Raw genomic sequence first — 14,617 nt, 5'->3', positions numbered from 1 at the left:
AATAATAAACTTAAATCTTTCTTTTATGGATTTTTCTGGCTACTCAAACTTGCAACCTCTACCATTATATCACCAAAAAAGTTTATTCATAAAGTTTTATCTTGTTATCCAAATAAAAAGATTGATGTGAATATCCACATCAATCTTTTTATAATTATTGTTGTTTTTCATATATGTGATAGTAGTATGTATACGGATTCTTTTCATCTGTAACGCCTTTTTCTACAAAAACTTCTTTCCACTCTTTCATATTCATTTCTGGAAAGAATGTGTCCCCTCCAAATGAATGATGAATCTTCGTGATATAAAGTTTGTTTACATACGGTAAAAATAATTCGTAAATTTGCGCTCCACCAAAAATGAAAATTTCTTCTTCATCTTTACAAAGCTCAAAAACCTCTTCTACAGAATGCGCAATTTCACAACCTTCTACATGATAATCGCCGTTACGCGTTACGATAATATTCCGTCTTCCTGGAAGTGGTCTTCCGATCGCTTCATAATTTTTTCTTCCCATAATAAGTGAGTGTCCCATTGTTGTCTTCTTAACATATTGCAATTCACTTGGCAAATGCCACGGCAATTTATTATCCTTACCGATGACTTTATTTTCATCCATTGCGACCATAAATGAAATAATCATATTTTCATCTCCTTTTGTGTTTACACTGCAACAGGCGCTTTAATTCCAGGATGTGGATCGTAACCTTCTAACGTTAAATCCTCCATTTCAAAGTCAAAAACAGATTTTACATCTGGATTTAATTTTAGCGTTGGAAACGGGCGTGGTTCACGCGCCAATTGCTTTTCCACTTGCTCAAAATGATTTGTATAAATATGCGCATCTCCAATCGTATGAACAAACTCTCCTACCTCTAAGCCACATTCATGCGCAATTAAATGCGTTAACAACGAATAACTTGCAATATTAAATGGAATGCCAAGGAAAATATCACCACTTCGTTGATACAACTGACATGATAGTTTTCCGTCTGCTACGTAAAATTGGAATAACGTATGACAAGGCGGAAGCGCCATACTTGGTACATCTTCAGGGTTCCAAGCAGAAACAAGAAGACGGCGGGAATCTGGTGTTTTCTTAATCATTTCAATGACATCTTTTAACTGATCAATTGTCTCACCAGCTGTTGTTTTCCATGCACGCCATTGCTTCCCGTACACGTCTCCTAAATAACCATATTGATTTGCAAAATTATCATCTTCTAGTACATTCTTTTTAAAGACTTCCATTTGCTCGTCATATTGTTTCTTAAACTCTTCATCTTGCTGAGAACGAAGTCCAAAATCCGTCATATCCGGTCCTTCATATGCATCGCTTTCCACCCAACTTTTAAACGCCCATTCATTCCAAATATTATTGTTATTTTGAAGTAAATAACGAATGTTTGTATCGCCTTTCATAAACCAAAGAAGTTCACTAGCTACTAAGCGGAATGGCACACGTTTTGTCGTTAGTAAAGGGAACCCTTTACTAAGATCAAAACGCATTTGATATCCAAATACAGATACAGTTCCTGTTCCTGTACGATCTTCTTTTTTTGTACCATGTTCCATAACATGGCGGCACAAATTTAAGTATTCATATTCAGCATGTTTCATATGTAAGAAAAACCCTCTTTCGCATCTATTTCCTATATGGAGTTTATCATACAAAAAATATTTCTGCATGCAAAACTCTCAGTAAGATAGATAAAAAACATTTCAATATAGTAAATATTAACTGAAATCTAATACGGAATATCAATTTTAATGAATCTTACAAAATTATTAACTTTTCATCTTTTAAGAGGGATTTCACTCCTTACCAAAGAAACTATAGTGCGGAAGTATAAAATAATATTTGGAGGTTAGTAAAATGTCTCAAATTGAAACTCCTGTTATTAGTACGATACAAACAACAATTGAAAAAATGATGACAGATTTAAATGTTCCAGGAGCTGCTGTAGCGATTATAAAAGATGGGAAAGTTATTATTTCAGAAGGGTTTGGCTATCGTAATGTAGAAAAAAAAGAAGCTGTTACACCTCAAACACGCTTCGCAATCGGCTCTGCAACTAAAGCGTTCGGTACATTTTCTCTAAGCTTATTAGCAAAGCAAAAAAAGTTTGATTGGGATGCTCCTGTTCAATCTTATATTCCTACGTTCTCTTTATCCGATGTATTTGCAAGCTCACAAATTACAGCACGAGATTTAGCCTCCCACCGCTCTGGTGTAAGCCGTCATGATGCACTTTGGTACAACTCTTCCTTAACCCGAAAAGATATCGTTGAAAAAATAAAGCATTTATCACTCGATGCACCATTTCGCACTGCTTTTTTATATAACAACTTAATGTATGCAACAATCAGCCATCTTGTAGAAAGCATTACAAATCAAACATGGGAACAATACGTAACAGAACATATTTTAGAACCACTTCAAATGGAACAAACGAATTTCTCTATTACAGACTCACAAAGTACGAATGACTATGCATTGCCTTACATTGAGAAAGATGGAGAAATAAAAGAAGTACCATTCCGTAATATTGATACAGTAGGAGCTGCTGGATGCATCAATTCCACAATTGAAGATATGGCGAATTGGGTACTGTTCCATCTTAATCAAGGAAAAACAGGAGATCATGAATTACTATCTTCTGAATTACTAGAACAAATGTATACACCGCACAATACAATTCCTGATCAACCACTTTTATCTCCTCCTGAATCACCAGTAAATAGTTACGGTCTTGGTTGGTTTATTAGTTCTTACCGTGGCTATAAAGTGATTCATCACGGCGGAAATATTGATGGTTTTACGGCACTCGTCTCGTTTATTCCAAAAGAAAATATAGGTCTTGTCATATTAACGAACTCGGGAAGTACATTACTCCCTAGTTATCTCGCAAATCAAATCTATGACGAACTCCTCGGATTAAAAACAATTGATTGGCATAAGCGCGCTATAGAAGACACTGATAAGTTGAAAGAAATGATGAAAGAGGTAAATCAATCACTTCCAGAACAAATACAAGGGACTATACCTTCTCATCCATTCAAAGATTACACTGGTACATTCGAACACCCTGCATATGGAACACTAGAAATATATAAACAAAATGAAGAATTATATGTACAATTTACAGAGATGAAAATCCCACTACAGCATCATCACTATGATATGTTCTCTGCAACTTTAGACTTATTCCAAATAGAAATGGAGGTGTTGCTTGCTTATGAGATGGATATAAAAGGGCAATTCCAAACAATCCAATTACATGTACCAGCTATGTTAAGTACACAGCCTCTTACATTTACGAAAATAAAATAAAAATACCGATATACGAAATAGAGGGAGCACTATACTTCCCTCTATTTTTATTAGAACTTAATGTTCTTACCGACCTCACATTTCCACATTAGGCGCATAAGCAACTTCTACTACAAACCCATTCGGTCTTGAACTACCCCCACTTAACATTCTAACAAACTGTTTGAAGTGGGGGATTCCTACGAACACCAAAGTATCCCTCGGCTTTATGAGTAGGCAATCCCCTCGCTATTAAGGTCCTCTTTACCTTTAAATTTTCACATCTATAAAACAAAAAAAGAACAAGGTCATTACCCTTGTTCTTTTTCATTAAGACAGCCATTTCGGCGGCATATTTGTATTCCAATAAATATCCCCTAGTTCATGATGCGCTGTATAACCATCATCAAAGCGATGGTAATGGAAATTAAAATAATATCCATCTTGCGGTGGATGATCACGTCTTACATGAAAACGCAGTAAATCGTTTCCTGTTTTTGTATCATATACATGAAAAATCTTTTCATTATTGCCACCTGTTGGTTTCTGTGAAATTGCTAATGATTGTAAAGTTTCTTCTGGTACATCTGTCGCAAGTTCTGCGATTGCCTCTTCAATTTTAGGTAAAATAATATCTTTAAACTCATCTTCAATCACAGGTCCAATTTTAGAACCGAACTTTTGCATGGATTGTTTTTCAGCCTCTTGCATCGCATAAGTGATAAAGGTGTCTGTGGTTAACCTCTCACGATTTTCTTCATATGTATAGGACGGCTGCTCCAAATTTTGTTGCCTTGTAGGCTTGTCCGCTTTTGCATTATCAAGCAAAATAGAAGGAGGCGTCACTAAGCCAAATGTAAATACAGTAATTAATGCGACTAACGTCTTTCTAAACCAATTTGGCATTTTTTTATTCCCTCCTCTTTCACTACTTATATTTTTATAACCGTTGTTTCTTCTATTATACAAAATGATGCTAATTTTTGCACTTTACAAATTTATTAACTTTCATATTTTTTTCATTTGAATATGGAATAGTAAGATTTCATATAATATAAGTACAACAATAGTGAGGAGGATTTTTAATGACTCTAGATGTCATGTACTCCGTCGTGAGCATTTTTGTTCTCTTATATTTTATTTATCAGTCCATTACAGACTAAAAAAGAGCCATTCCGGCTCTTTTTCTATGGCAAAAATACAATCCATCCTATTACTATTAATAATAAGATACTAATGATGATGGCTGGCAATAAATAAAACTGTGCAAGTAGAACGGCTCCATAGATTAAAACAGCCGGAATAAACAAGCCCATCGTGGCCCTTCCTTTTAACAATAATAACTTCCCTTGTTCACAATATAACTGAAGAAACATTTTTTTCGCAAACTCATTCCATTGATCTCCTGAATAACGTGCAATAGCAACACCCGAAAATACAACAATAATAAGTGCAATCCACCACGGTGTTACTTTTATAGATGTTGCACTCAAAAAAATAATTTTTATATAAAAACTTAGAGAAGCACCTGATCGAAAATACTCCTTGAAAAACAATTCAATAATACGTGAATCAGATTTCTTTCCCAATATATGCTTAGAACGTGGAAACAACCATGGTCTCGCGTTATTACTTGGCTTTGTTGTTTGACCACTGAAATGCATAATTTCCATCGTCCAGCGCATTCCTTCTTCCTTTTCTTTTTCAACTTCTTTAAAAAAGAAACGCTTATAATTCATTTTTTCTTTTATTAATATCAAACTAATTCCAATCAATACAATAATAAATAGCATTGCATATACTGGATGCTGAAAACCTAAAAACACTCCACTTCCCAAGCAAATAAAACTCATAAAAAATACAATAATCTTTACAATCCATAATATCCAGCGTTTACCTCCACGCACATCCATATATCTTACCAATAACGATAACACACACCGAAAAACGGTAAAGGATAACCAAAATAATACAACTTGTAAAAGGGATGCATCCATACTCTTAACCAATATAGGTAACATAATGATTGTTACAATAATATTTGTTATACTTATTCGAATACATGTATATACAATGCCATATTTAATTAACTTTTGCATATGAACTGGATGTTGAATTAAAAACAGGCTATCTGCTTGCTCAAAAAACGAACGCATCCCCCTTGAATATGTAACAAAGGAAAACATAAACCAACCTAATAAAAAATAAGCTGGTTCTTCCACAGATAATTCTCTTGTCCATAACGAACGATAATAAATTCCACTAAATACAAGAGCTGGAACGATAAAATATAATGCGATTGTCCAATCGGTTACAGAACGAATCGCCTTCCATTTTCTTTTTAGTTCATGACGTAACCTTCTATAAAACTGTTGTTTCATCATGTTGTTCCCGCCTTACGATTGCATCAAAACAATCTAATAATGGACTTTCTGGCATTTCCGCAAGTGATTGAATCGCTTGTAAATCACCGTTTGCTACTAATGTCCCTTGTGAAATAAGTAAAAATCGTTCGCATATTCTCTCAGCAGTATCTAATACATGCGTACAAAGTAAAATTCCTGCCCCGCGCTCTTTCTCTTTATATAAGAAATTTAAAAACTCTCGTATTGCGACTGGATCTAACCCTATAAAAGGTTCATCAATAATATAGAAATCCGGCTCAGTTAAAAATGCAAAAATCAACATCGCCTTTTGTTTCATACCTTTTGAAAACTTTGATAAATATTCATGTTTATGATTTTCCATCCGAAATGTATGTAAAAACTCCCGTGCACGTTCCTCCCAGCTCCCTACTTCACACCCACGTGCAGCCATTAACAATTCAATGTGCTCCCATAAAGTTAAATAATCATAATAAGTCGGATGTTCTGGTACATATGCATATGGATTTCTCTTTTCACCAAACGTAATTTCACCATCCATATTTGCAAGCAAGCCAAGCATTGATTTAATTGTCGTACTTTTCCCCGCACCATTTGCACCAATCAAAGCAACTAATTCACCTTTTTTAATTGAAAAAGCTATATCATGGATTGTTTTTTCTCCTGTTTCATAACCTGCTGAGCGAATATTGACTTGTAACAAATTGTTTCCCCTCTTTTCTATTTACAATAAGCCCCAGGAAAATCATAACATATTATTCTGTATATCTAATATGTTAAATATTAATATACAGAGCAGGAAAAAATAAGTTTTGGCAGAATATTTAACATTTGGAGTTATTAATTTATATTTACAGATGGAGTTGAGAGTATGGAATCTCACATTCGAAAAGCGACTGCGAACGATATAGAAGCACTATGTTCACTAACAAAAGAATTAAAAGGCTCCTCTATTTCTCATGAAGATATGCAAAACCGATTACGATTTGTTGAAATGAGCCCATTTGATTTCTTATATGTTTACGAAGAAGATGATCATATATTTGGATTCCTTGGGTTTCGTATACGAGAGAACTTAGAAGACGTGACACGATATGGAGAAATATCTATTATTAGCGTTGATTCAACAGCACGCCGAAAAGGAATTGGCCAAATGTTAATGGATTATGCAGAACAATTAGCCAAAAAGCATAACTGCATTGGAACATGGCTTGTAAGTGGTACACAAAGAAAAGAAGCTCATCCATTCTATAAAAAATTAGGATACGAGATAAACGGATATCGATTTGTAAAATACTTTTAATCTACTAACTGAAAGGAATTAGTATGATGACAAACATTCAAGCAATCTTTATCGATCGTGATGGAACAATTGGCGGAGATACCACTGTACATTATCCTGGTGAACTCACCTTATTTCCATTTACACAAAACGCCTTACGTGCATTAAAAGAGCAAAATATAAAACTATTTTCCTTTACAAACCAGCCTGGTATTGCTGATGGGAAAGCGAGTATAGAAGATTTTATTCAAGAACTAGAAGCATTCGGTTTTGATGACGTATACCTTTGTCCTCATAGACATGGAGATGGATGTGAATGCCGAAAACCAAGTACGGGTATGCTTCTGCAAGCAGCAGAAAAACATGAACTTGATTTGACAAAATGTATTGTCATCGGTGATCGCTGGACTGATATCGTTGCGGGTGCAAATGTTCATGCAACAACGATATTAGTTCAAACCGGTGCCGGACATGATGCATTGCATACATATCGCGATAAATGGGATCATATTGAACCAAGTTATATTGCGACAAATTTTGAAGATGCTGTTACATGGATTCTACAACATACACTTTGTCCTAATTGAACTACCCCCACCTACCTCTACAAGAGCTTGAGGTGGAGGATTCTCCTGTCTCTGTCCTCACAAAAACAGTTCCTCTCGTTCAACAAAGAGGATACAACGATATAGAGTTCGGTAGTGTCTATATGGAATATAAGACGACCTATTCTATCTTCCGACGAAAGGCAAACAAAATAGGTACCCCTACTTTTTCTTATATCGAGGCCAGAACACTTTGTCATGCATCCAGTTCCTAGACTTGTTATCTGCTCTGGTAATAAGCGTAAAAATCTGGGACAAAGTGTTCTTTTTTATCATGCAAATCGTTTTGCTAGTTTTTTCTTTTCATTTTCAAACAAGTGTAGCCGTTCGATTTGTAAAGCTTCTTTCGGTTGATCTACATCGTATAGCTGATAGAAATGATGCATGCGAATATCCAATTGATTGTTTAATTGCTGCCAATGACTCCAGTGATGTGCGTCTTTCTTTGGAATATAAGGCTGAAGCACCCGAGGTACTTTTTCTTTATACCCTAATCCACGACGCCCAATTGTAAAGGCCGCGGATTGATGAATAGAGATACCGAATTTCCGCATGTATTTCATCTTTCCGGAGATTGAAGTGTAAGCGGGATTCACTTGAAAGACAGCCACGCCCCTTTTATCTGCACGATTCAGAATTGCACTTATCATCTTCTCATACGCAAACATACTCCTCATTCGATTGGCTCGCTTATTCCCATATCGATTTCCTGTTTTCGATTGGGTCGTATCTAGTTTCTCTAGTACAATTGGTTTGTTATACCGCTCCGCTAAGTCCACTAAGCGAATCGCTTCCACTTCGATGATTTTTGTGATTTGTCCTGTAGATTTCTCCATGATAGAAAAACGAAGGGAACCACTTCCCTTGTAATTTCCATCCTTCGTTACATGTGCCCAAGCAAAATGCTCAAGATTACAATCTACACCGATCACACCATCTGATGTGCTGTAATTCGTGTGTGGATTTTCCGGTACATCGACTAAACATTTCACAATATAATAGGAACCATAGTCTTCTACAGACCATGCAATCGGTTTGCCACACTTTTTCTTATTCTTACACTGGAATTGGGTTGTGATTACTTCTTCAATCATTTCTTGGCCATACGGGAACATAACAGCTGGAAACATAAGTGTTTTCCCAGAACTTGTCGTCATCCACAATTCTTTTGTCTCCAGCACATACTGAAATACAAAATTGCCATGTTTGGCATCTTTCCGTCCAGATAGGATCAGTTGTTTATTTCGAGCACGAGAAAATAATGTTTTCCATTTGTCATGGTTACGTACAAACTCGCGGATCGTAAATTGCGAGCGAAACAGTTTTTTGCTTCCAAATACTGCGCTTGGAATATGCGTTTGATCGGATGAAAGTTTTTGTATTAAACGGGATTGTCTGTGAGTGAGATGACCGATTTTCGCCTGAATTCTTTTCATTTGAACATCTAAGTATTGGTGTTCAAACAGATATTCACTCAGCCAAATTAAGGTGTCTTTTTTACGAGATAAGGAGATGAGGTTGTCGTGCTTCGCGAAGCGGGTGTTTTTCGGAAACGTCAGCGTTCCTTTCACACAACTTTGTTTGATTTTGCGAAGATTTGTTAGTTTTGTCCGTTCTTGTTTTAACTTTTTCTTGAGTTTCTTAAGCCTCTCTTGCGTTTGCTTCTCATATAATTTTTGTAACGCCATTAAACCTGTAAACAACGCCTTTGCTTCTTGCGCCGCACTGTTTGCATAATAATCATTCAATTGATAGTTCCGCTTGAGAACGAGATGAAGACTGGCCGTATACAACTTACGGTTCCAACGTTTTTCACGAACAATCGTTTGAAACGCAAAGCGTTTTGCCTGATTAAATGTTTCGACTGTCTCTGCCAATGCATCTACCATTTCACGCGGTAAATCTATCTTGTAGATCCGTTTCGAAAAATACGCTTTCTTCACCTGTTCTCACCTCCTTTTATTTGATAAGATCATTATACACCAATTCAAACATATGTTCTACAAAAAAGAGACGTTTTCTTTAAAAAGAAAAAAACGATTCATCCCCCACCTTCACTTCGTTTAGAGGAAGGGGTCTTCTCGGTTAAAATGATAAATAGTACGATTAAAAAAGTAGATTATATAAATATAATCTACTTTTTTATGTATACGTCTACTAGCTTTGCTAAATCTAAAAAGTTAGTTCATAATGAAAATAACGATTATCCCTCAAATAACCATTTTCAGCATATAATCGTTGCGCTGATATATTGTCTATTTCTGTTTGCAGTTTTAATCCCTTCGCACCGTTCTCTAATGCAAAAGTTTTAGCTGCTTCTAATAATTTCTTTCCAATGCCAGCTCCGCGTTTACCTTCTTGTACAAAAAGATCATTTAATATCCATAACTCTTTCATAGAAATAGATGAAAAAGAAGGGTACAATTGGGTAAATCCAAGGTATTGTCCATCCTCTACTGCTACAAAAATGATTGATTCTTCTCGTTCGATGCGATTACGCAAAAACATTTTTGCTCCTTCTACATTCGATTCTTGTCTATAAAACATACGATAATTGTTAAACACATCTGCTAATCCTTCTAAATCTGAAATTGTTGCTTTATATATTTTCACTTGACTCCGCTCCCCTTCCAATACTCCTTCATAAGGTCCGTTACCCATTCAGGTTGTATAATATCTTCATTTTGGAAAAACTCTCTCATAACAGGCTTTATATCCAATATAGGCGTGCCATCAATTGCATCTAATCCTTCAACTAAAATGGATTTCCCTTCTCGCCTTACTACTTTTGCAATTGTCGCCCCCAATCGATTTGGACGGTTTTTACCCCGCTGTGCAAAAATACCTATTTTAGGGTATTTCTCATTATTTCTTGGATGCCTAGCCGAATATTGAATCTGTTCATCTTTCACCTTATGAAAATAAAAGATTACTTCTATATGGGAAAAATCTTCAATTCCTTGTATGCTCTCTTCTGAATATGAATCCACTAATGTAATAAGGGATTGTACATCTCCCCATTCATCATCTATTATCATTTTTCTTTCATTATGTACAAAAGCAATTGGCTGAAGTGAAAACATCCATACTCCCCCTTTTTGTAACCACTTACATTATAAAATATTTTCTGAATGTTTTCCATCTATAAAGCGCATTAGTTTACATAATAAAATTATGTTACTATATTCTCTGCACCGCATCAAAATAACTACCTAAAGAGATATTCACAGCTTCAACTGCATGTATAAAAGTTGTATCGAATAAAGGAAATTGGGTATCTTCCTGTTTTACTAATAGCCCTATTTCCGTACACCCTAATATAATTCCTTCTGCATCATTTTGTACTAAGCGATTTATTATTTCCTTATAGGCATCTTTTGATGTTTGATTAACCTTTCCTAAACATAACTCGTTATATATGATTCTATTTATTATTTCCCTATCTGTTTCATTGGGTATTATTATTTTCATACCCTTTTCTTCTATTCGAGATTTGTAAAAATCTTGTTCCATCGTATATTTCGTTCCAAGTAAACCAACTGATCGAATTCCATGTTTTTTTATTTCCATAGCTGTTGCATCCGCAATATGTAAAATAGGGATACTCACCTTCTCTTTAATATTACTAATAACTTTATGCATTGTATTCGTGCAAATAACAATGAAGTCTGCACCAGCTTTCTCAAGAGAATATGCAGCTTCTCCTAGTACTTTCCCCGCCTTTTCCCAATCACCTTCAGATTGATAATATTCAATCTCTGCAAAGTCAACACTATATAAAAGGCATTTCGCCGAATGTAATCCTCCTAATCTCTTTTTTACTTCTTCATTTATTATCCGATAATATTCAGCCGATGACTCCCAGCTCATTCCACCGATAAGTCCAATCATTTTCATAATATTTGTTCTCCTTATTTTAATTAATGGGTCTGTTAAATTTTAATGTTGAAAATTGAGTAAATTAGAGGGAAACCCAAATAGAAGGGGTTCCCGTTTTTATACTTTCGACTTTTCGCTGTTAAGAGACATTTTTTAGCCAAGTAATAATTCGAAGTACCTGAAATGGTTCAAACCAAGTAATTAAAAACGTCACAACGAAGAAAGAAATAAGTGATATGAATTTTAATGTTCCTTTTTCCTGTTTAGCAACTGCTATAAAACTTAGTACAATTCCAACTAAAAAAGAAATAAAACTAAAAAGGACAATCGGCTCAGAATATCCATCTATTATCCAATTTGATCCGAATAATAATAGCCCTATAAACATCAAGACTATTGACAATATACTGAATTTTTTCATAACTTCACCTCCAAATATGATTTTACCATTTTAAGAAGTAAACGATAATTATTTTTTGTAGCATAAGAATGAACAATTACACGATAAACTTAGATAAACGTAAGCTCTCATACGTATCAATTATTTCATACACAAATGACGATAGGAGAAACTCTTTTATATTGTGTTTAGTGCTTTCGTTACTGCAACATCAATAAATAAAAACCAAGCGAGATAGTTATCGAGATATTTTGTAGCCACGCCTTTAAATCGGTCTATCCATTGTTTCATACGAGAATGGAGACCATTTAATTTTGAATGTGATACAAGCCTTTAATAACGTCCTTACCGTCATTTGACTTAATTCTGTAATGTTCAATCCCCTTTTCTTTAGCGTAGGTTTTGTATGCTCTCCAAGCATCTGTAACAAGTACATTATCAGGGGTCAGTTTAGAGCCAATCATAGTATCCACCTTAGTTTTGACAACACGCCCCAAACAAGCAACTTTTGAGACAGTTGCTTTAGTGCGGTCTCTGGCAACAAGAACACATACTTGTTCGTGGCTAATGCCTCTATGTTTGGATTTTTCACCTCGCTTACGGGGTTTGCGTTCCGTAATGCCACGTTGCCCTTTTTGAGAGTATAGGAAATAAGTCTCGTCAACTTCAACGATACCATCAAATTGCTCAAAATCCATTTGTTTTAATGCACTTAACAATTTGTGTCTGCAATAAAAAAGCGTAACCCAAGTAACCCCTACGATTTCGGCAGATTTTCGCAGAGAATAGCCTTTGAACATACACTCAACAAATGTAATCCATTCGTCACCTTTTCGAGTACGGTAAAGAACGGTATTCGTTGTATCAGTAAATGTTTTACTACAACACTGGCAACGATAGCGTTGGCGGCCATTATACTTTCCAAACCTTACAACGTGTTCAGAAGCACAATGAGGGCATTCAAATCCCTCTTTGAAACGTGTTTCACGCATTTCATTGATTAGACGACCACCGACAGAGGAAGAAGGCTCAACATAACACTTTACCCATTGAAACACTCGCTCTTTTTCTATGTGGGATAATTTGTCGATATGTTTTAATAAATTTCTGAACGCTTTGCTAAACCTTGCCACTTCCCGAACATTCGTTCTTATTATACTTAGTTTCAGGAGAGTTTTCAAATATCAACATTTTACCTTTAACAGAGCCTAATTAATATATTATTTTTCTAATCTTATTATATATTTTCCATATAATAAAACACGACTTTTACTTAAGGTCGTGTTTTATCCAAGATATAATCTTATTATACAATTCCCGTTAAGCTATACACACCAATCACAACAAAGACAGCTAATGTTTTAATGATGGTAATTGCAAAAATGTCACGATATGATTGCTTATGTGTTAACCCTGTTACTGCTAATAATGTAATAACCGCTCCGTTATGAGGTAATGTATCCATTCCTCCTGATGCCATTGAAATAACCCTATGCATGACCTCAAATGGGATATTATATTGTTCAGCTGCCGCAATATATTTCTCTGACATCGCACTTAAAGCGATTCCCATTCCTCCTGATGCTGATCCAGTAATTCCGGCAAGGACGTTTGTAGTCACTGCACCATTTACAAGCGGATTTGTAAACGTTGTAGAAATACTATCTCGAATAACACTAAAACCAGGTAATGCTGCTATAACTCCTCCAAAACCATATTCTGCTCCAGTATTCATAGCAGCAAGCAATGCGCCACCAATACTTGCATTTAAACCAGCTTGAAAGCCTGTAAATAAACGTTTCCAATTTAAAATTATCGTTGTGATAATTCCGATTAAAAGTGCTAGTTCCACAGACCATACACCGAGTACACCAGAAAGTTCTACTTTACCAAATGCATTTAATCCAATTGATGAAAAATCAAAACCCTTTGGATACCATGTTGGAATTAACACTGTGAACACTTTATTCATGACCCCTACTAAAATAAGTGGTACGAAAGCCAGCACTTGACGAAGTGGTGTAATTTCAGCTGCATGAATAGCTGGTTTTATATTTTGTTCTGTTTCTGCTGTGGCAGCCATTTCAGGATTTCCATCTCCAAATCCATAATATCCTTCGCCACTTGCTTCTGCCTTTTTTCGTCTTCTTTCTAAATACAGCATCCCCACAATGAATACAAAGATTGCTCCGATAATCCCTAAAAAAGGTGCTGCATAAATATCTGTTTTAAAAAATGTCGTTGGGATGACATTTTGAATTTGTGGTGTTCCTGGAAGAGCATCCATTGTAAACGTAATCGCTCCAAGAGCAATGGTTCCTGGTATTAATCGTTTTGGAATATTCGCCTCGCGAAATAAATTAGCTGCAAATGGATATACCGCAAAAGCAACTACAAACAAACTAACACCACTATACGTTAATATAGCTCCCATTAAGACAATTGCTAGCATAGAACGTTTAACACCAACTAGCTGAATAATTGTTTTTGCAATAGATTCCGCAATCCCTGACATTTCTACTACTTTACCGAAAATTGCTCCAAGTAAGAAAACAGGAAAATATAATTTAATAAACCCAACCATTTTTTCCATAAAAATATTAGAGAAGAAAGGTAATACATGACTTGGTTCTGTTAATAAAACTGCAAATAGCGCACAAATTGGGGCAAATAATATAACCGAAAAACCACGATATGCAACAAACATTAGCATGCAAAGAGCCAATAAAATAATTACTAATTCCATCCCCTGCC

At 35.4% G+C, this 14,617-nt stretch carries 14 protein-coding genes and 1 pseudogene; 3 read left to right on the top strand and 12 right to left on the bottom strand.

Annotated features, from left to right (window positions below; genetic code table 11):
* Positions 1-154 precede the first annotated feature (154 nt).
* Together HRG09_RS10460 and HRG09_RS10455 are read right to left on the bottom strand one after the other, a co-directional pair.
* Entirely contained in the window at positions 155-643 is a 489-nt protein-coding gene (locus tag HRG09_RS10460) for a dihydrofolate reductase (RefSeq protein WP_174100717.1), read from the bottom strand.
* 20 nt (positions 644-663) lie between these two features.
* Positions 664-1,620 (bottom strand): thymidylate synthase, encoded by a 957-nt coding sequence (locus HRG09_RS10455; protein ID WP_174100716.1) that lies wholly within the window; start codon positions 1,618-1,620, stop codon positions 664-666.
* Between the two features lie 256 nt (positions 1,621-1,876).
* Between HRG09_RS10455 and HRG09_RS10450 the strand changes: the two genes are divergently transcribed.
* Positions 1,877-3,334: a serine hydrolase gene (locus tag HRG09_RS10450; RefSeq protein ID WP_174100715.1), complete on the top strand. Its 1,458-nt coding sequence runs from the start codon at positions 1,877-1,879 to the stop codon at positions 3,332-3,334.
* 309 nt (positions 3,335-3,643) lie between these two features.
* Here the strand turns inward: HRG09_RS10450 and HRG09_RS10445 are convergent, their stop codons facing one another.
* The 3 genes from HRG09_RS10445 to HRG09_RS10435 form a co-directional block, all read right to left on the bottom strand.
* Positions 3,644-4,219 (bottom strand): YpjP family protein, encoded by a 576-nt coding sequence (locus tag HRG09_RS10445; protein ID WP_174100714.1) that lies wholly within the window; start codon positions 4,217-4,219, stop codon positions 3,644-3,646.
* 281 nt (positions 4,220-4,500) lie between these two features.
* Entirely contained in the window at positions 4,501-5,697 is a 1,197-nt protein-coding gene (locus HRG09_RS10440; protein WP_174100713.1) for an ABC transporter permease, read from the bottom strand.
* A complete protein-coding gene (locus HRG09_RS10435) occupies positions 5,675-6,400 on the bottom strand; it encodes an ABC transporter ATP-binding protein (RefSeq protein WP_174100712.1) in 726 nt (241 codons plus the stop codon). The genes HRG09_RS10440 and HRG09_RS10435 overlap by 23 nt, the downstream gene beginning before the upstream one ends.
* A gap of 168 nt (positions 6,401-6,568) precedes the next feature.
* Between HRG09_RS10435 and HRG09_RS10430 the strand changes: the two genes are divergently transcribed.
* Both HRG09_RS10430 and HRG09_RS10425 read left to right on the top strand, forming a co-directional pair.
* Positions 6,569-7,000 carry a GNAT family N-acetyltransferase gene (locus HRG09_RS10430; RefSeq protein WP_174100711.1) on the top strand — a complete coding sequence of 144 codons (432 nt, stop codon included), beginning with the start codon at positions 6,569-6,571 and terminating at the stop codon, positions 6,998-7,000.
* A 26-nt stretch (positions 7,001-7,026) separates the two neighbouring features.
* Positions 7,027-7,566 carry an HAD-IIIA family hydrolase gene (locus tag HRG09_RS10425; protein ID WP_174100710.1) on the top strand — a complete coding sequence of 180 codons (540 nt, stop codon included), beginning with the start codon at positions 7,027-7,029 and terminating at the stop codon, positions 7,564-7,566.
* A 290-nt stretch (positions 7,567-7,856) separates the two neighbouring features.
* On the opposite strand, the gene HRG09_RS10420 is transcribed toward HRG09_RS10425, so the two are convergent.
* From HRG09_RS10420 to HRG09_RS10390, 7 genes and pseudogenes are all read right to left on the bottom strand, one after another.
* Positions 7,857-9,527, bottom strand: a complete 1,671-nt coding sequence (locus HRG09_RS10420) for an IS200/IS605 family accessory protein TnpB-related protein (RefSeq protein WP_174100709.1) — start codon at positions 9,525-9,527, stop codon at positions 7,857-7,859.
* Positions 9,528-9,756: 229 nt separating this feature from the next.
* A complete protein-coding gene (locus tag HRG09_RS10415) occupies positions 9,757-10,197 on the bottom strand; it encodes a GNAT family N-acetyltransferase (protein WP_187427853.1) in 441 nt (146 codons plus the stop codon).
* Complete coding sequence (locus HRG09_RS10410; RefSeq protein WP_174100707.1) at positions 10,194-10,667, bottom strand: SAM-dependent methyltransferase; 474 nt, start codon at positions 10,665-10,667, stop codon at positions 10,194-10,196. The genes HRG09_RS10415 and HRG09_RS10410 overlap by 4 nt, the downstream gene beginning before the upstream one ends.
* Positions 10,668-10,764: 97 nt before the next feature.
* Positions 10,765-11,481, bottom strand: a complete 717-nt coding sequence (locus HRG09_RS10405) for an aspartate/glutamate racemase family protein (RefSeq protein WP_174100706.1) — start codon at positions 11,479-11,481, stop codon at positions 10,765-10,767.
* 121 nt (positions 11,482-11,602) lie between these two features.
* Positions 11,603-11,884, bottom strand: coding sequence for a hypothetical protein (locus HRG09_RS10400; RefSeq protein ID WP_174100705.1), 282 nt, complete (start codon positions 11,882-11,884; stop codon positions 11,603-11,605).
* 76 nt (positions 11,885-11,960) lie between these two features.
* A pseudogene (locus HRG09_RS10395) lies at positions 11,961-12,996 on the bottom strand (IS1595 family transposase).
* A 173-nt stretch (positions 12,997-13,169) separates the two neighbouring features.
* Entirely contained in the window at positions 13,170-14,609 is a 1,440-nt protein-coding gene (locus HRG09_RS10390; protein WP_174100704.1) for a GntP family permease, read from the bottom strand.
* Positions 14,610-14,617: the final 8 nt, after the last annotated feature.

Origin of the sequence: Bacillus sp. Xin1, from assembly GCF_013314535.1 — a bacterium.
Taxonomy (GTDB): Bacteria; Bacillota; Bacilli; order Bacillales; family Bacillaceae_G; genus Bacillus_A.
This window is presented reverse-complemented; position numbering and strand designations above follow the sequence as displayed.

Coding starts and splice junctions, on each gene's coding strand:
- HRG09_RS10460 (WP_174100717.1), bottom strand. CDS start 643: ATGATTATTTCATTTATGGTCGCAATGGATGAAAATAAAGTCATCGGT.
- HRG09_RS10430 (WP_174100711.1), top strand. CDS start 6,569: ATGGAATCTCACATTCGAAAAGCGACTGCGAACGATATAGAAGCACTA.
- HRG09_RS10455 (WP_174100716.1), bottom strand. CDS start 1,620: ATGAAACATGCTGAATATGAATACTTAAATTTGTGCCGCCATGTTATG.
- HRG09_RS10400 (WP_174100705.1), bottom strand. CDS start 11,884: ATGAAAAAATTCAGTATATTGTCAATAGTCTTGATGTTTATAGGGCTA.
- HRG09_RS10405 (WP_174100706.1), bottom strand. CDS start 11,481: ATGAAAATGATTGGACTTATCGGTGGAATGAGCTGGGAGTCATCGGCT.
- HRG09_RS10450 (WP_174100715.1), top strand. CDS start 1,877: ATGTCTCAAATTGAAACTCCTGTTATTAGTACGATACAAACAACAATT.
- HRG09_RS10390 (WP_174100704.1), bottom strand. CDS start 14,609: ATGGAATTAGTAATTATTTTATTGGCTCTTTGCATGCTAATGTTTGTT.
- HRG09_RS10445 (WP_174100714.1), bottom strand. CDS start 4,219: ATGCCAAATTGGTTTAGAAAGACGTTAGTCGCATTAATTACTGTATTT.
- HRG09_RS10440 (WP_174100713.1), bottom strand. CDS start 5,697: ATGATGAAACAACAGTTTTATAGAAGGTTACGTCATGAACTAAAAAGA.
- HRG09_RS10425 (WP_174100710.1), top strand. CDS start 7,027: ATGACAAACATTCAAGCAATCTTTATCGATCGTGATGGAACAATTGGC.
- HRG09_RS10410 (WP_174100707.1), bottom strand. CDS start 10,667: ATGTTTTCACTTCAGCCAATTGCTTTTGTACATAATGAAAGAAAAATG.